The organism is Paraburkholderia sp. BL6669N2 (genome assembly GCF_003387275.1).
Lineage (GTDB): Bacteria > Pseudomonadota > Gammaproteobacteria > Burkholderiales > Burkholderiaceae > Paraburkholderia.
Genome location: NZ_QUNA01000001.1, coordinates 1923371 through 1939795 on the forward strand (window position 1 = coordinate 1923371; position 16425 = coordinate 1939795).

15 protein-coding genes are annotated in these 16425 nt (G+C 63.5%); 5 read left to right on the forward strand and 10 right to left on the reverse strand.

Annotated elements, in window-relative coordinates; genetic code table 11:
• The first annotated feature begins 5 nt into the window (after window positions 1–5).
• The 3 genes from argA (at window position 6) to proP (ending at window position 3927) form a co-directional block, all read left to right on the forward strand.
• Entirely contained in the window at window positions 6–1394 is a 1389-nt protein-coding gene (argA, locus tag B0G80_RS08815) for an amino-acid N-acetyltransferase (protein ID WP_106279386.1), read from the forward strand.
• 56 nt (window positions 1395–1450) lie between these two features.
• Window positions 1451–1726 carry an oxidative damage protection protein gene (locus tag B0G80_RS08820; protein ID WP_106279384.1) on the forward strand — a complete coding sequence of 92 codons (276 nt, stop codon included), beginning with the start codon at window positions 1451–1453 and terminating at the stop codon, window positions 1724–1726.
• Between the two features lie 698 nt (window positions 1727–2424).
• Window positions 2425–3927 carry a glycine betaine/L-proline transporter ProP gene (gene proP, locus B0G80_RS08825; protein ID WP_243856777.1) on the forward strand — a complete coding sequence of 501 codons (1503 nt, stop codon included), beginning with the start codon at window positions 2425–2427 and terminating at the stop codon, window positions 3925–3927.
• A 97-nt stretch (window positions 3928–4024) separates the two neighbouring features.
• On the opposite strand, the gene B0G80_RS08830 is transcribed toward proP, so the two are convergent.
• The 8 genes from B0G80_RS08830 to B0G80_RS08875 all read right to left on the reverse strand — a co-directional run bounded on the left by B0G80_RS08830 (window position 4025) and on the right by B0G80_RS08875 (window position 12421).
• Window positions 4025–5391 (reverse strand): IS3 family transposase gene (locus tag B0G80_RS08830; RefSeq protein WP_116119582.1). Its coding sequence is split into 2 segments (ribosomal slippage): window positions 4025–4926 and window positions 4926–5391, totalling 1368 coding nucleotides; the frame shifts between segments, so codons are not numbered across the junction.
• A 70-nt stretch (window positions 5392–5461) separates the two neighbouring features.
• Window positions 5462–5950 carry a metallophosphoesterase family protein gene (locus B0G80_RS08835; protein ID WP_116117733.1) on the reverse strand — a complete coding sequence of 163 codons (489 nt, stop codon included), beginning with the start codon at window positions 5948–5950 and terminating at the stop codon, window positions 5462–5464.
• A gap of 325 nt (window positions 5951–6275) precedes the next feature.
• Complete coding sequence (locus B0G80_RS08850; protein WP_116119583.1) at window positions 6276–7082, reverse strand: hypothetical protein; 807 nt, start codon at window positions 7080–7082, stop codon at window positions 6276–6278.
• A gap of 5 nt (window positions 7083–7087) precedes the next feature.
• Window positions 7088–7663: a TMEM175 family protein gene (locus B0G80_RS08855; protein ID WP_116117734.1), complete on the reverse strand. Its 576-nt coding sequence runs from the start codon at window positions 7661–7663 to the stop codon at window positions 7088–7090.
• Between the two features lie 136 nt (window positions 7664–7799).
• Window positions 7800–8150, reverse strand: coding sequence for a cupin domain-containing protein (locus tag B0G80_RS08860; protein WP_116117735.1), 351 nt, complete (start codon window positions 8148–8150; stop codon window positions 7800–7802).
• A 27-nt stretch (window positions 8151–8177) separates the two neighbouring features.
• Window positions 8178–9578, reverse strand: coding sequence for an FAD-containing oxidoreductase (locus tag B0G80_RS08865; RefSeq protein WP_116117736.1), 1401 nt, complete (start codon window positions 9576–9578; stop codon window positions 8178–8180).
• Between the two features lie 125 nt (window positions 9579–9703).
• The gene (locus B0G80_RS08870; RefSeq protein WP_116119584.1) at window positions 9704–9892 is read right to left on the reverse strand and encodes a hypothetical protein; all 189 of its coding nucleotides are present in this window, start codon (window positions 9890–9892) and stop codon (window positions 9704–9706) included.
• 222 nt (window positions 9893–10114) lie between these two features.
• Window positions 10115–12421, reverse strand: coding sequence for a bifunctional diguanylate cyclase/phosphodiesterase (locus B0G80_RS08875; protein WP_116117737.1), 2307 nt, complete (start codon window positions 12419–12421; stop codon window positions 10115–10117).
• Window positions 12422–12982: 561 nt separating this feature from the next.
• On the opposite strand from B0G80_RS08875, the gene B0G80_RS08880 reads away from it, so the two are divergent.
• Window positions 12983–13561 carry a lysozyme inhibitor LprI family protein gene (locus tag B0G80_RS08880; RefSeq protein WP_116117738.1) on the forward strand — a complete coding sequence of 193 codons (579 nt, stop codon included), beginning with the start codon at window positions 12983–12985 and terminating at the stop codon, window positions 13559–13561.
• A 96-nt stretch (window positions 13562–13657) separates the two neighbouring features.
• Here the strand turns inward: B0G80_RS08880 and B0G80_RS08885 are convergent, their stop codons facing one another.
• Together B0G80_RS08885 and B0G80_RS08890 are read right to left on the reverse strand one after the other, a co-directional pair.
• Window positions 13658–14200 carry a nucleoside deaminase gene (locus tag B0G80_RS08885; protein WP_181919933.1) on the reverse strand — a complete coding sequence of 181 codons (543 nt, stop codon included), beginning with the start codon at window positions 14198–14200 and terminating at the stop codon, window positions 13658–13660.
• 43 nt (window positions 14201–14243) lie between these two features.
• Window positions 14244–15374, reverse strand: a complete 1131-nt coding sequence (locus B0G80_RS08890; protein WP_106279372.1) for a BMP family ABC transporter substrate-binding protein — start codon at window positions 15372–15374, stop codon at window positions 14244–14246.
• A gap of 267 nt (window positions 15375–15641) precedes the next feature.
• Between B0G80_RS08890 and B0G80_RS08895 the strand changes: the two genes are divergently transcribed.
• Window positions 15642–16391 (forward strand): SDR family oxidoreductase, encoded by a 750-nt coding sequence (locus B0G80_RS08895; protein WP_116117739.1) that lies wholly within the window; start codon window positions 15642–15644, stop codon window positions 16389–16391.
• Window positions 16392–16425: the final 34 nt, after the last annotated feature.

Below are 16425 nucleotides of genomic sequence, written 5' to 3' on the forward strand. Positions count from 1 at the left end.
CCGGCATGAATTCCCAAACCGACCTCGTCCCCGCGCCCGCGAGCGCTCCGGCCCCCGCCGGCGCAACGGAAGATCTCGCCCAGCACGCGCAATTCGTCGACTGGATGCGCTCAGTCGCCCCTTACATCCATGCGTTCCGCAACAAGACGTTCGTCGTCGGGTTCGGCGGCGAGGTGGTGCATCAGGGGCTCCTGAACGCGCTCGTCTCCGACATCGCGCTGCTGCAGGCCATGGGCATCCAGATCGTGCTGGTGCACGGCTCGCGCCCGCAGGTCGAAGAACAGATGAGCCTGCACGGCGTCGAGTCCGAGTTTTCGCACGGCATGCGCATTACGGACGCGCGCGCGCTCGAATCCGCGAAAGAGGCGGCCGGCGAAGTGCGTCTGGATATCGAGGCCGCGATCAGCCAGGGTCTGCCGAATACGCCAATGGCGCACGCGCACATCAGCGTGGTGTCGGGCAACTTCGTGACGGCGCGGCCGGTCGGCATTCTCGACGGGGTCGATTTCGCGCACACGGGCGTGGTGCGCAAGATCGACGCCGATTCGATCCGCCACTCGCTCGCGAGCCGCAAGCTAGTGCTGCTCTCGCCGCTCGGCTTCTCGCCCACCGGCGAGGCCTTCAATCTGGCCATGGAAGACGTGGCGTCCGCCGCGGCGATCGCGCTGCGCGCCGACAAGATCGTGTTCCTGACCGAAACGCCGGGGCTGATGCAAGCCGGCGAAGAAGGCCCCGAACTGGTGCGCGAACTATCGCTCGACGACGCCTACAAACTGCACGAAAGCGGTGAAGTCACCGGTGACGCGGGCTTCTATCTGAAGCACTCGATTCGCGCTTGCCGCGGCGGCGTGGCGCGGGCGCACATCATCCCTTACGCGCTCGACGGCAGCCTGCTGCTCGAACTGTTCCTGCACGACGGCGTGGGCACGATGATCTCGTACGAGAACCTCGAAAGCCTGCGCGAAGCCACGCCGGACGACGTCGGCGGCATTCTCGCGCTGATCGAGCCGCTCGAATCGGACGGCACGCTGGTGCGGCGCGGCCGTCACCAGATCGAACGCGACATCGACCATTTCTCGGTGATCGAGCACGATGGCGTCCTGTTCGGCTGCGCGGCGCTGTATCCGTACACGCAGGAGCGCATCGGCGAAATGGCCTGCCTGACGGTCGCGCCCGAAGCGCAAGGCACCGGCGACGGCGAACGGCTTTTGAAGCGCATCGAGCAACGCGCGCGGGCGCGCGGCCTGACGCGCATTTTCGTGCTCACCACGCGTACCGAACACTGGTTCCTCAAGCGCGGCTTCGTCAAGGTCACGGTCGACGACCTGCCGGAAGACCGCCGCAGACTCTATAACTGGCAGCGCAAGTCGCTCGTGCTGATGAAACAGCTCTGAGCGGCCCTATATATAGCGACTGTCCGCCCCCACACCGATTCTAGGAGAAGCACAGCATGTCTCGTATGGTTCAATGCGCGAAGCTCGGCAAAGAAGCCGAAGGCCTCGATTTCCCGCCGCTGCCCGGCGAACTCGGCAAGCGGATCTACGAAAGCATTTCGAAGGAAGCCTGGCAAGCCTGGTTGAAGCAGCAAACCATGCTGATCAACGAAAACCGCCTGAATATGGCTGATCCGCGCGCGCGCCAATACCTGATGAAGCAGACCGAAAAGTTCTTCTTCGGCGAAGGCGCGGATACGGCGCAGGGTTATGTGCCGCCGTCGGCTGAGTAAAGGCTTTCGCGCTTTTAAACTGCATGACCAAATCCGCGCCGCGTGCGCGGATTTTTTTCGTCCGCACGCGCCGCCGGATTCGCCGAATCGAGACCGCCAGATCGCTGCTGCTACCTCGCCGTGAACATTCCCCAAACGGTACATTTCCGCGCCGTTTTAAGCCGCTTTTTCAGACCGCCAAGATCCGCTCGATCCCCCGCCCGGCAAGGGATTGAGCATGCCCGCCAAGGCCCCCGGCGGACTCCGGGTTTGCACGATCCTCTGTTATCGTGCTATCATGTGCCTCGTTCCAACAGCATTTCACCTTCATTCACGTTCTCTTCAATCTGGCGCGCAGTGCGTGTGCCATCCCGAATTGAACAGTTTTTATACAAGAAGGCTTGTCGGTCGTTTCCCCGTTTCGCGTCACACGTGAGCGGCGAATAAAGCACCGGCCTTTTTCGTTTCAAGCCTTCCAGCGGCGCATGGGCCAGCTTTCAGCCACAGCGTCCTCATGCATCTGCCCCCCTTCCACGGCCACGCAGGTGCAACGTCAGCACAATCTAGACGAGTGTTTTTTCGCGACCTGTCTCGCGAGGCACGGGCGTTGTGTTTTCTATCGCGCCCCGCTCCATCGCCCTTCAACGGCGACGGAGATGCTTCGCCTCGCTCGCGAAACTGCACTTCCCAGCAACCGTGGCGGAACGTTCATGCGCATCATGAGTTTCGTCGCAGTCATTGGAGTTTTCACCTTGACCGCTTCCAGCAACGGCTTCTGGCGACACCACAAAGAAGAACAACGCCTCTCTCTGGACGACATCACCGTCGTCGACAAATCTCTCCTCAAGCGGGCCGTCGGCGCCATGGCGCTCGGCAACGCCATGGAATGGTTCGATTTCGGCGTGTACAGCTACATTGCAGTCACGCTCGGCAAAGTGTTCTTCCCGTCGGCTAGTCCGGCTGCGCAGCTGATCGCCACGTTCGGCACGTTCGCCGCGGCGTTCCTCGTGCGGCCGGTGGGCGGCATGGTGTTCGGGCCGCTCGGCGACCGCATCGGCCGACAACGTGTGCTCGCCATGACCATGATCATGATGGCGCTCGGCACCTTCGCGATCGGTCTGATCCCCAGCTACACGACGATCGGCATTTTCGCTCCGGTGCTGCTGCTGGTTGCGCGTCTGGTGCAAGGTTTCTCGACCGGCGGCGAGTATGGCGGCGCGGCCACCTTCATCGCCGAATTCTCGACCGACAAGCGCCGCGGCTTCATGGGCAGCTTCCTCGAGTTCGGCACGCTGATCGGCTACGTGCTCGGCGCGGGCACCGTTGCCGTGCTGACCGCCACGCTCTCGAACGACGCGCTGCTCTCGTGGGGCTGGCGCGTGCCGTTCCTGATCGCCGGCCCGCTGGGTCTGGTGGGTCTGTACATCCGCATGAAGCTCGAAGAAACGCCCGCATTCAAAAAGCAGGCCGAGCAACGTGAAGCGGAAGACAAGGCGGTGCCGAAGCAGTCGCTCGGTCAGTTGCTCGCGCAGCAATGGAAGCCGCTGCTGCTGTGCGTCGGCCTCGTGCTGATTTTCAACGTCACCGACTACATGGCGCTCTCGTATCTGCCGAGCTATCTGTCGGCCACGCTGCACTTCAACGAGACGCACGGCCTGTTCCTCGTGCTGCTGGTCATGGTGCTGATGATGCCGATGACGCTCGCCGCCGGCCGTCTGTCCGACACGATCGGCCGCAAGCCGGTGATGCTGTTCGGTTGCGTGGGCCTGTTCGCGCTGTCGATTCCCGCCCTGCTGTTGATCCGCATGGGCACGGTGCTGCCGGTGTTCGGCGGCTTGATGATTCTCGGCGTGCTGCTGTCGTGCTTTACCGGCGTGATGCCGTCGGCGCTGCCGGCGCTGTTCCCGACCAAAATCCGCTACGGCGCGCTGGCGATCGGCTTCAATGTTTCGGTGTCGCTGTTCGGCGGTACGACGCCGCTCGTGACCGCATGGCTGGTGAACAGCACCGGCAATTTGATGATGCCCGCGTACTACCTGATGGGCGCGTCGCTGATCGGTATCGTCTCGGTGATGGCGCTGCGCGAAACCGCCCGCAAGCCGCTGCTCGGCTCGGGCCCGTGCGTGGCGACGCGTGCGGAAGCGCATGCGGTGTTGCGTGGTGAGCGTGAAGCCGAAGAGATGGACGAACGCTTTGCGGCAGCCGCGACGGCGCGTGCCTGAGCGTGGGTTGTTTGACGGTTGACGCGGCTAGTCCGCGAGCAGTCTGAGAACGGGTCGGCAATTTTGAACTGACCCCGCAAAGTTGGACAGTTTGTGGCTAGGTTGCGGAGGCCTGAGTCCTGTACATCACAGGACTCAGGCCGTTTAACTTCAGCCTGATGCGTTTGTGGTTGTAGTAATGAATGTACTGTTTGATGCCGGCCTTCAGTGCGTCGACGCTCTCAAATCTGTTCAGCCGGAAGAACTCCGACTTGAGAGTGCCAAAGAAGCTTTCCATTGCCGCATTGTCATAACAGTTTGCCCGCCGTGACATGCTCTGGGTCAGGCCGCGTTGATGCAACAACCTTCGATAGGCAGACATCTGATACTGCCAGCCCTGATCTGAATGGAGTAGCGGTGCGTCCTGCCTGCCCAGCTTTGCCAGCGCCTTTTTGAGCATGCTGCTCACCAGTTCAAAGACTGGACGCTCGCTCATCTGGTAAGCGACGATCTCGCCGTTATACAGATCCATGACCGGCGACAGATACAACTTCTGTCCCAGCACGTTGAACTCCGTCACATCCGTGACCCACTTCTGGTTCGGCTGTTGCGCGCTGAACTCGCGGTTCAGCAGGTTCGGTGCAATACGCCCGACTTCGCCGCGCCAGGAGCGGTATTTCTTCGCCCGCACCAGCGATTTCAGTTTCAGCTGTCCCATCAGACGTTGCACGGTCTTGTGGTTCACGCTCTGACCGGTTTGCCGGATCGATGCCGTGATGCGTCGGTAGCCATAGCGACCCTTATGACTTTCATACACGGCCTTGATCCGGGTCTTGAGATCTGCGTGCCGGTCGCCAGCAGTCAGCACGTTCAACTGGTAGTAGAACGTGCTGCGCGCCAGACCCGCGGCCTTGAGCAGGGCGGCCACCGGGTGGTGTTGCCGAAGTGCCTGCACTATTTGCGTTTTTTCTTTTGCGCGGCCTGCTTCTTCGCCTGAAGCAGGGCATCGAGCTTTTTTAGGTACGCCACCTCCGCGCGCAGGTATTCGTTTTCCTTGAGCAACTGCTCGCGCGTGCGCTCATCCGGCGCACCATCTTCGGTCGGCTTGTCGTGATCGGGTTGGGTCATTACCTTGGGGCGTCGCCCTCGGGGGCGGGGTGCCAATGCGTCAATACCGCCAATATGATACTGGCGTTCCCACCTCGCTATGCAAGCCGGACTGCGAATGTCGAACACCGCTGCCACCTGCTCATGTGACAAATCCTTCTTCCACATGTGAGCAAGAACCGACATCCTGAACCGCGCATCGTAATGACTGAACTTCTTGCGCAATCCCTCACGTCCGTGTTGCTCATAGGCCGCTATCCAGCGACGCAACACAGAACGACCCACTCCATATCGTTGTGCCAGCACCCCGGTCCCAGCAACCCCGGCCAGGTACTGCTTCACCATTTTTACTTTTAGCTGCTCACTGTGCTTCGTCATGAAAAACACCCCAAAGGTTGGATCGATGTCCAACTTTTGGGGTGCAGTTCATTTTTTGCCGGCCCGTTTTTCATGGCACCAGCGAATCGAAGCTCGCGCTTGCGTGCGCGCCTTCGACGATCAGTATCCCAGCTGAAATCGGCAGCTTGAAACGGCGTGGTCCGGCGCTGCCTGGATTGACGTACAGCACGCCGTCGCGTTCGCTGATCAACGGTTTGTGCGAATGGCCGGTTACCACTACGTTGATGCCCTGGCTGCGCGGATCGGCGCCCACGTCGGCGATATCGTGCACGACGAGAATCGTCACTTGCTGCACGGTTAGCGTGGTGTGCGTCGGCAATGACGCGGCCCAGTCGCCGGTGTCGTTGTTGCCGCGCACCGCTGTGACCGGCGCGATCTGCGCGAGTGCATCGAGTACGGCTTCGTTGCAGATATCGCCCGCGTGAATGATCGCGTCGCAACCGGCCAGATAGTGCAACGCCTCCGGGCGCACGAGGTTGTGCGTGTCCGAGATCAGGCCGATTCGTCTGCGTGTGGGTTGTCGAGGGCGCGAAGTCATGTTGGAAGTATCGGGCAAATGAGCGGACTGCGTGCGCGGTGGTTTCGCTGAGCGGGCATCTCCGCGCTTCGAGTCTCTAGCACCGCGATGCATCGCATTGAGGTGCTTGAGGTGCTTGAGGTGCTTGAGGTGCTTGAGGTGCTTGAGGTGCTTGAGGTGCTTGAGGTGCTTGAACCACTTGAGCCACTTGAGCCACTTGAGCCACTTCAGCCACTTCAGCCACTTCAGCCACTTCAGCCGCTTCAGCCGCTTCGTGCCGCGGCCAATGGCCTCGACACGCTGCGAGCCGCAATGAGCCGCAATAAGCACTTCAAACTCACCCCGCTCAATCCGCCAACTGCCGCTCCGCGAGTTCACGCGACCCAGCCTGAACCGGCCGCTTCGCATCGAGCATCCGTTTAGTCGCGCCCTGCACGATCACCGAAGCCGCCGATGCGCACGCAAAGCTGAGCCACACGCCATACCGCGGCAGCATCGTCGCCGTCACGGCAAAGAACGCCGCGAACGAGGCGCGGCCGATCACCATGCCGCGCATCAGCAAGGCGACGAAGTCCGCGCCGTGCGCGCGCTGCGCCGAGACCGCGAGCACGATGCCGAGCAACGGAAAGACAGACAGCAGTCCGCTCCACGTCGCGCCCATCGACGCGGACAGCGTAGTCACCGCGACCGTCAGCAACGCGCCGGCGATCATGCGCGCGACGAGATCGCCGAGTCCGAGGCGCGCCGCCGGCACGCGGCCGGTCACGCGCGGCAAGCCGCTTTGCGACACCGCCACCGCCACGCACGCCGCCGCGACCGCCCATGCAAGTCCGGCGGGAATCTGCGTGAGCACCATTGCCACGCCGACCCAGCCCACCATGCCCGCCATCGACGCGAGCGGCCACGCGACACGCCGGCAGGTCCATGCATACGCAAAGTTGAAGGCTTCCGACGCAGCAATCGCCGCGATCGAAGCCGCCGACGCCTGCGCCGCGAACGACGGCCCGCGCTCCAAGGCGAGCAGCAACACGATCGGTACGGCGACCACCGGCAGCCCCGCGAGCCACCCCGCCACCGACGGCCCCCACACGCGTCCCGCCACGGTCAGTGCCGCGAGAAACGCCGGCACCAGCACCAGCTTGAGCGCGAACAGCACGCTTACGATTCCAGCACGTGTTCGATGCGCCGGTCCGGCACCAGCCACCACGCGGCAGCGAGCGTATAAAGCGCAGCCGAAACCCACGGCACGACAAACGCCAGCGCAATGCCCGTCAGATAGATCACGACCGAAACCTTGCCCTTGATGTCGCTGCCGACCGCCCTGGCTAGCGTCGAGTCCTTGCCGTGCTCGCGGATCAGCACGCCCATCAGAATGAAGTACGCGATCGAAGACATGAACAGCACCACGCCGTACATCGCGGTCGGCCAGGAAGCCAGATGGTTTTCGCCGACCCAATGCGTGACGGCCGGCAACAGCGACAGCCAGAACAGCAGGTGGAGGTTGGCCCACAGCACCGCGCCGTTGACCTTCTGCACGGCATGGAACATGTGATGATGATTGTTCCAGTAGATGCCGACGTAGATAAAGCTCAGCACGTACGCGCAGAACACGGGGAGAACCGGACGCAGCGCGGCAAGATCGAAGCCTTCAGGCACCTTCAACTCGAGCACCATGATCGTGATGATGATGGCGATCACGCCATCGCTGAAGGCTTCGACACGTCCCTTGCCCATCGGTTGAATTCCTGATGATGAATGCGGTTGCGCGCACCGTTCGCCCGCGTTCCGCGGACGACCCACGCCGTTGCCGATTATCCGCGATGGCTCAACGCTTTGTCGATGCGTCTGATCGATCGGCAGATTGCCGCGTTCAGGTTGCAGCGCCGTCCGGGTAGTAGACGGCGAGCCACACGCTAGGCTCCTGATCGCTCGTCCATGCCACGCGATGCCGGCAATGCGCGTCGATCAGCACGTGATCACCGGCCTTCATCTGGTGAAGCTCGGCCTCGCCTTCGAATTCGAGCGCCGCCGCGCCACTCAGCAGCACGACCCACTCGGCGCGCGGACTGTCGTACCAGAAGCCCGGCGGGCTGGCGTGACCCATGGAGACGATCCGCTCGATGCTCACGCCGCCCTGCTCGACCAGCGCGTCGATCTGCTCGTCCGCGTCCGCGGACGCGTCGTGATCGAACAGATTGCCGCTTCGGATCGCGCGCTTCATCGTACGTGCTCCGGTCGCGTGCGCCGCTCACTTCATCGGCTTGAGTCCATCGAGCAAGGTCGGCACCAGTTCGCTGATGGTCGGGTGAATATGCATCGCGTACTGCAAGGTCGGATACGGCGCGCCCGCCGTCATGATGTCGATGAACGTGTGAACCGCCTCGTCGCCTTCGATACCGTGAATCGCCGCCCCGAGAATCCGCTTGCTCTCCTTGTCGACCATCACCTTCATGAAGCCGTCGGTCTCGCCGCGTTCGCGCGCGCGGCCCACGCGCGTCATCGGCATGGTGGCGATCAGCGCGTCGCGGCCCGATTTGCGCACCTCGGCCTCCGAGGCGCCGACGCGCGCGAGCGGCGGGTCGACGAATACGGCATACGCCATGATCCGCGTATCGACGCTGCGCGCGCCGCCGTCGAGCAGATTGGCCGCGACTATCTGATAGTCGTCGTAAGAGGTGTGAGTGAAGGCGCCGCGTCCGTTGACGTCGCCGATCGCCCAGACGCCCGGCACATTGGTGCGCAACTGGCCGTCGACGGGAATCGTGCCGTGCTTATCCACCGCGATGCCGGCGGCGGCAAGGCCGAGGTCGTCGGTATTCGGCTCACGGCCGGTCGCGAACAGCAGGTGCGACGCTTCGAGCGCGGGAATGTTCTGCTCGAAGCCGATGCACACTTCGTTCTCGCGATGCGGATGCGGCTCGACCCGCGAAGGCTGCACATTGAAGCGAAACTCCACGCCCTCGCGCGCGAGCACCTTCTGCACGGATTCGGCGAAATCGGCATCCTCACGCGTGAGCAGGCGTTCACCGCGCACCAGCACGGTCACCTGGCTGCCGAAGCGGCGAAAGATCTGCGCGAATTCGAGCGCGATATAACTCGCGCCGACAATCACCAGATGACTCGGCAATTCCGTCAGATCGAGCAGGTTGGAATTGGTGTAGTAGCGAATCCGCTCGAGCCCGGCGAGCGGCGGCACGACCGCGCGCGTGCCGGTGTTGATGAAGATTTCGTCGGCGTTGATCTCATCGAGCAGATTGCCGTCCGGGCCGCTGATAGCGAGCGCATGCGGTCCGGTAAAACGCGCGTGACCGTTGAACACGCTCACGTTCTGGGTGCCGCGCAGCCATTTCTCCACGCCATCGCGCGACTGCCCGATGATCTTGTCCTTGCGCGCCTTGACCGCGGCCAGATCGACGTTGATGGCGCCGCCCACCTGCACGCCGAATTCCGCGGCATGACGCGCGACATGCGCAGCGCGGGCGCTCGCTACATAGGATTTGGTCGGCGTGCAGCCGACGTTCACGCAGGTGCCGCCAAAGGCAGCCCGTTCGATGACCGCCGTTTTGCGGCCGCTTTGACCGAGACGCACGGCGAGCGGTGAGCCGCCCTGTCCCGTACCGATCACAACTGCGTCGAAGTGCTGTGGCATGGCAACTCTCCCGAGGCTGGGCTGCTGGTCGTAGCATCTTACCCTTCGGCCCTGGAATCACCATGCTGCGCCGCTCACTACTGCCGCGGATTGTTGCGGATGACTGCTGTTTTCCGTCCGTGTACTCAGGCGTGGCAATGCACGGCGCAGATCAGCTCGCGCGAACGTTGCAGCGCGGCCTGCGCGCCGCGGGACGCCATCACCCAGCCGACCTGGCCGAGATTGAAGTCCTGCGACACCATCACCTGCATGAGGGCGACCATCGGTAAGACCACCGACGGCCGGTAGAGCTGGTCTCTGATTACATCTGGCATGACAACTCCCATCGCACGATGCCGCTTCGACATCGCGCTCAATTTACTTTTCGATGGGAGGATTTTAGGGAGACCGGCCTCGCGGATAAATACCGCGAACGCGAAGTCACTTGTCCGGCAAACCGAACAATCCCGTCAGCATGTGCGCGGCGCGCGCCGTTCAAGCCCGCATTCGCAAGCCCGGCAAGGCGTCCGGGCTCGCGTGCGGAACGGGCGGCACATTCAGGAGGCGTCGGCCACGTTGAGCTGCGCGTCCCACAAACCGCGGGCATACGCACTGGCCCCGACCGGACGGCTGTACAGATAGCCCTGCTGCTTGTCGCAGTCGATCGCGCGCAGGAACGCCGCCTGTTCGGCGGTTTCCACCCCTTCGGCGGTGACGTTCATGCCGAGCGAGTGCGCCATCGCCACCACGGCCTGGGTAATCGCAATCGAGTCGCGATGATCCGGCAAACCCGCGACGAACGAGCGATCGATTTTCAGGTTATGCAGCGGGAAGCGCTTCAGATACGACAGCGACGAATAGCCGGTGCCGAAATCGTCGACGGAAATGCGCACGCCCATGGCGTTCAGCGCGCTCAGCATCGGCAGGACGGTTTCGCTGTCGCTCATCAGCAGCCGTTCGGTGATCTCCAGCTCCAGCGCCGTCGGCTCGAGCCCCGACTGCGCCAGACACCGTTCGATCCGCTCCACCAGGCCGTCGTTGAACTGCCGCGGCGACAGGTTCACCGCGACGATCAGCTCCGGCGCCAGCGTGCGCCGCCACTGCGCCACCTGCTCGCAGGCCCGCGCCAGCACGAAGTCGCCGATCTCGACGATCAGCCCGGCATCTTCGGCCACGGGGATGAATTCCCCCGGCGACACGTTGCCCAGCTCGCTGTTGTACCAGCGCAGGAGCGCCTCCGCGCCGATCGTGCGGCCGTCATGGCTGTCGACGATCGGCTGGTACACGAGGCTCAGTTCGTTGGCGGCGAGCGCGCGCCGCAGCGACTGCTCGATCGTGAAGCGGCGCTGCAGATGCTGATTCAGCTCGGCGGTAAAGAACTGGAAGTTGTTGCGGCCGCGCTGCTTGGCGTGATACATCGCCGAATCGGCGTTGCGCATGAGCGTGGCGACGTCCTGGCCGTCTTCCGGAAAACGACTGATGCCGATCGACGCGCCCAGGTAGTACTCGTTGTCCGCCACCGCGAACGGCACCGCGATCATGTCGAGAATGCGGCGCGCGAGGCCGATCAGACGCGCGGTGTTTTCATACGCGCTGACCACGATCACGAACTCGTCGCCGCCCACGCGCGCGAGCGTGTCCTCGGGCGAGATGCACGCCGAGAGGCGCTCCGCCACGCTGCAGAGCAGGGAGTCGCCGGCCTCGTGGCCCGCCGTGTCGTTGACCTTCTTGAAGCCGTCCAGGTCGACGAACAGCACGGCGACGCTCGCCAGTTCGCCCATGCCGGACGACATGTCCGGCGTGAACAGGTCGCGCATCCGCTCCGTGAGATAGGCGCGGTTGTAGAGGCCGGTGAGCGAATCGCGGGTGGCGAGGAACTTGAGTTGGCGCTGCGCCTCGCGCACCGGTCCGATGTCGGTAAACGAAATCAGCACCGAACCCGGTTCGCTCTCGCCGGGCTTGATGATCGGCACGACGTTCTCGGTAATCCAGACGATGTCGCCGCCAATCAGCTCCACGCCGATCGTGACGCCGAGCACGGGTTTGCCGGTGCTCAGCACCTGGGCGGTCGGGCGGGCCGTGTCGGCGACGAGCGAGCCGTCCTCGTGATAGGCGCGCACCATCACCGTATGAATACTGCGGCCGACGATCTGCGGGGTCGTGCGCAAAATGCGCTGCGCGCTTGGATTGCAGGCAAGCACGATGCCGTCACGCGATTGCACGACAATCCCTTCGATCAGATGATCGACCACCAGCCGGTGATGCTCCTCGCTGTGCGCGAGGCGCTGGACCATGGTGTCCTGATGCACGGCGAGACCGACGCTGTGGCCGATGTCGCGCAGCATCGCTTCTTCGCCGGCGCTCGGACGGCGCGGCGCGCGGTAGTAGACCGCGAAGGCGCCGAGCACCACGCCGGAATCGTTTTCAAACGGCACCGACCAGCAGGCCCGCAGACCGAGCGGCAACGCGAGGTGCCGGAAGTCGGCCCACAGCGGATCGGTTTCGATATCCTCGACGACGACGAGGCGCCGCTCGTACATCGCGGTGCCGCACGAGCCGGCCCGTGAACCGATCGCCGCGCCGTCGATCGCGGCGCTGAAATGCGCCGGCAGCGACGGCGCGCCGCCCACTCTGGCGTGCACGCCGTCCGGATCGAGCAACAGGATCGAACAGGACGCGCCTTCCCCCAGCAGCGCTTCCGCGCGGCGGCATACTTCGTCGAGCAATTCCGGCAGCGGCGTGTTGCGGGTGATCAACCGCAACACCGTACGCTCCGACGCCACCACGGCTTCGGCGAGATTCGGTCCATAGCGGCCTTCAGGCGCTGCTTCCAGCTTGTTTTCTGATGTCGCTTCGCAAGTCATATGTGCGCCCCCTAACCCGACATCGGCAACTTAGTGTACGCGGCACACCGGGGTTTACGCGAGGCCGGCGAATTTAATTCGTCGCGGACGGGAGACGGCTTGGCAAATGGGGCCGGTTAAGGGTCAAAGGAAACGGCGCAAAGGCCTTGCTGGAGCGGGTGACGGCGCCTTGGCGCGGGCCGCGCGGGCGCAGCGCGGGCGCGGTTGTTCCGGCGCCTGTTGCACAGGCGGACCCCAAATTATGTCGGGACGCTTCGCGGCGGCTTGCCGGGAGTCCGCGTGTGACCTGCCGGCCGGTCCCGCTGGTGTGGTGAGTGCTTGTGGTGCCCGCACGGAACGCCGCCTTGCCGTGTGCTGCCGAGCGGTGCTTCCGCTCACGGGCGAGTTGCCCGGCAGACGCCCGAAATCGTCAGGTCATCCGCCCGCGTCGATCCCCGCCGCCCCCGTGAGGCAATATCTGGTAACGACCCACCCGAAGTCACGCGTTTTTCGGGCCTCCGTGTTCCGGCAACTCGGTCGATCATCCATTGCATGAAAAAGCCATGCACTGCCGGGACCGCCATGACCTTCATCCGCCCACTGCTGATCGCCGCGCTGATGCTAGCGCATCCAGTCGCGCACGCCACCAGCTTCGACTGCAACCGGGGACGCTCGCTAACCGAGAAGATGATTTGCCACGACCCCGCGCTGTCGAAGCTCGACGACACGCTGGGGCATCTGTACTGGAAAGCGCGCCGGCAAGTCAGCGACCGGCGCGCCTTTCTCACCGACAGCGACAGCAAGTGGGCGTGGCGTGAAGCGAACTGCCGCGATGCGGTGTGTCTGGGGACGTGGTACGCGACGCGTATCGAGGAACTACGAACGCTGATCGACGGGATGCAAACCGCCACGCCGCAGCCATCCTCCACGCCGTATGACCCCGACACACGACGCAGGCCGCTCATGGCGCCCGCGCAACCCACCGAGGTGGCGATGCGTCAGTGCACGGCGGCGAATCCTGGGATCATGGTGAACGAGCAGTGTTCCACCGTGCTCAAGGAAACCAGCGGCCAGTGGAAACATCAGCCGCACGGCCGCGACTGGTTCTGCGGCGTCGCGATGCTGGCGCCGGCGGAAATGCAGGCGGACGCCGCGCAATGACCAAAGCATGCTTTGCATGTCGGCGCAGCGAGGCCGAGCACGCACGCAGGGGTGCAAGCGTCGCGATTCTCTCTCGCGAGCGCGCACCAAGCACAGCTAGCGGCTGCTCCAGAATCCGCGCTGCACCGCCATCACCTCGGCTTCCACTTCAGGCACCGGCCCGATCACCTCGACCGGTTTCTGGCAGTGATCGAACACGTACCGGCAGTCCAAGCTCATGGTCGGGTTCTCGGCGTGATCGCCGGTCGCTTCCAGCAAGCGCTTCTCGGTCATGCCGAACACGACCCGGCCGATGTTGGCCCAATACATGGTCCCGGCGCACATGCAGCAGGGCTCGACCGACGTGTACAGCGTGCAACTCCACAAATACTCAGGCGTGAAGTTCAACGCCGCCACGCGCGCCAGCACCGACTCGGCGTGATTCACCGTGTCGACGTTGCCCTGCTCCATCAGAACCGTCTCCTGGTCGGGTCCGACCAGCACCGCACCGAACGGATGATGTCCCAGCAGCGTCGCCCGTTCGGCCACCCGGCTCGAATGCCGCAGATGCCGCACGATCTGCTCGTGCGTGGGCGTCAACCCCTGCGGCGGATAGCTGGCGGCCGTTGCGGCGGCCGCCGTCGAAACCGTCAGACTCACGGGCGATCTCCCTGAATAATAGTTAGATTAGCGAAGCAAATTCCTACTTGGGCAGCGAGCCGTCCACGCCCTGCACGAACCAGTTCAAACGCAGCAGTTCCGGATCGCTCAGCGACTTGCCGGCAGCGACCTTCACCGCGCCGGATTGATCCATGATCGGACCGGCAAACGGATTGAACTTGCCGGAGATGATGTCATCGCGCTTCTGGCTCAAGGCCTTTTGCGCGGCCGGCGAAACGGCGTCCGTGTTGATGTCGGCGAGATCGATCGCTTTCTCTTTCAGCCCCCACCACACCGGCGAATTGTTCCATGTGCCCGCCATCACCTGATCCACCAGGTGCGTGTAGTACACACCCCAGTTGCTCACGCAGGCGCCGAGTTGCGCATTCGGCCCGAACTTCTTCATATCCGAATCCCAGCCGAACGCATGCACTTTCTTCTGCTCGGCGGTCTGCATCGTGGCTGTCGAATCGGTGTTCTGGATCAGCACGTCGGCGCCCTGGCCGATCAGCGTTTCGGCGGCCTGCTTTTCGCGGCCCGGATCGAACCAGCTATTGATCCACACCACCTTCACGCGCGCATTCGGATTGACCGAGCGAGCGCCCATCGTGAACGCGTTGATGTTGCGCACCACTTCCGGCACCGGCACCGAGCCGACGAAGCCGAGCGTGTTCGACTTGGTCGTATAGCCCGCGACGAGACCCGCCAGGTAGGCGCTCTGATAGGTGCGCACGTCATAAGTCGCGAAGTTGGCGGCCTTCTTGTAGCCGGTGGCGTGTTCGAACACGGCATCGGGGAAGTCCTTGGCGACCTTCAGCTCGAAATCCTGAAAGCCGAAGCTCGAACCCACCACGATCTTGTTGCCCTTCGACGCCAGATCGCGGAACACGCGCTCCGAATCCGCCGACTCCGGCACGTTCTCGACGCGCGTCACCTTGATCTTGTCGCCGAATTTCGCCTCGAGCGCCTTCACGCCCTGTTCATGCGCGTAGGTCCAGCCGGCGTCGCCCGGATTGCCGAGGTAGACGAAGGCGATGCCGATTGGCTGCGTGGTGGCCGCGGCCGCCCCTGCGGCGCTGAATGCCAAGGTCGCGCCGAGCGTCGCGGCGAGAACGGTTCGGACAGTTTTGATGCGCAGTGATTGATGCAGCGCTCGCGCCAGCGTTGTTTTCATGGATTCTCCGAAGATGGTTGAAGGTGCCTGCCCCAGCGCTCGGGATAACCCGGGCAAGGCTCCAGCATAGGGGGCCATATTCGAAGGCCAATTTCCGCGGAAAAATTATTATTCGTTATCTCACCCATAACGAATCCAGTATTCTGGGTAGCATCGAAACATGTTCGATAATTTCGAACGAGTGCGTCGGAAAAGTGGTACGGCAAGCACTCCGCACAGGCGCAATATCACTCTCACTAACCCGCAACACTCTTTCGGAGATTCAAAATGACTCGCTTCCAAGGTAAGTCGGTTCTCGTCACCGGCGGCAGCAGCGGCATCGGCTTCGCGGCCGCCCAGGCATTCGCCAGTGAAGGCGCCCGTGTGGTCATCACCGGCCGCGATGCCGACGCGCTCGAAACGGCAAGAAAGGCGCTCGGCGCCAATGCCGTCGCGGTGCGCAACGACGCCGGCTCGGTAGCGTCGGCGCGTGAACTGGCGGCTGCGATCAGCGCCGCCGGCATCCGCCTCGACGCGGTGTTCGTCAACGCCGGCATGGCGAAATTCGCGCCGTTCCCGGACGTCGACGAAGCCTTCTGGGACGCGATGTTCAACACCAACGTCAAGGGCGCCTACTTCCAGATTCAGGCACTGCTGCCGTTGCTTAATCGCGGCGCGTCGATCGTGATCAACGGGTCGATCAATGCGCATATCGGCATGCCGGCGTCGTCCGTGTATGCGGCGAGCAAGGCCGCGGTGATTTCGCTGGCGAAGACACTGTCGTCGGAACTGCTGCCGCAAGGCGTGCGCGTCAACGTGGTCAGCCCCGGCCCGGTGCAAACGCCGCTGTACGGCAAGCTCGGCCTCGACGCCGCCGCGCTCGAAGCCACCGCCGCGCAGATTCTCGGCCAGGTGCCGGTCGGCCGCTTCGGCACGCCGGAAGAAATCGCCTCGACCGTGCTGCATCTGTCCGCGCCGGAGTCCGCGTTTATCGTCGGCACGGAAATCATCGCCGATGGCGGCATGAGCCAGCTTTAAGCCACGCTCAGGCGAGCCGCGCACGCGGCTCGCG

Excerpts from the sequence above, each read along its gene's own strand:
- argA (WP_106279386.1), top strand. The coding sequence starts at position 6 with ATGAATTCCCAAACCGACCTCGTCCCCGCGCCCGCGAGCGCTCCGGCC.
- B0G80_RS08870 (WP_116119584.1), bottom strand. The coding sequence starts at position 9,892 with ATGCCAGATGTAATCAGAGACCAGCTCTACCGGCCGTCGGTGGTCTTA.
- proP (WP_243856777.1), top strand. The coding sequence starts at position 2,425 with ATGAGTTTCGTCGCAGTCATTGGAGTTTTCACCTTGACCGCTTCCAGC.
- B0G80_RS08860 (WP_116117735.1), bottom strand. The coding sequence starts at position 8,150 with ATGAAGCGCGCGATCCGAAGCGGCAATCTGTTCGATCACGACGCGTCC.
- B0G80_RS08855 (WP_116117734.1), bottom strand. The coding sequence starts at position 7,663 with ATGGGCAAGGGACGTGTCGAAGCCTTCAGCGATGGCGTGATCGCCATC.
- B0G80_RS08890 (WP_106279372.1), bottom strand. The coding sequence starts at position 15,374 with ATGAAAACAACGCTGGCGCGAGCGCTGCATCAATCACTGCGCATCAAA.
- B0G80_RS08835 (WP_116117733.1), bottom strand. The coding sequence starts at position 5,950 with ATGACTTCGCGCCCTCGACAACCCACACGCAGACGAATCGGCCTGATC.
- B0G80_RS08875 (WP_116117737.1), bottom strand. The coding sequence starts at position 12,421 with ATGACTTGCGAAGCGACATCAGAAAACAAGCTGGAAGCAGCGCCTGAA.
- B0G80_RS08820 (WP_106279384.1), top strand. The coding sequence starts at position 1,451 with ATGTCTCGTATGGTTCAATGCGCGAAGCTCGGCAAAGAAGCCGAAGGC.
- B0G80_RS08895 (WP_116117739.1), top strand. The coding sequence starts at position 15,642 with ATGACTCGCTTCCAAGGTAAGTCGGTTCTCGTCACCGGCGGCAGCAGC.
- B0G80_RS08880 (WP_116117738.1), top strand. The coding sequence starts at position 12,983 with ATGACCTTCATCCGCCCACTGCTGATCGCCGCGCTGATGCTAGCGCAT.
- B0G80_RS08865 (WP_116117736.1), bottom strand. The coding sequence starts at position 9,578 with ATGCCACAGCACTTCGACGCAGTTGTGATCGGTACGGGACAGGGCGGC.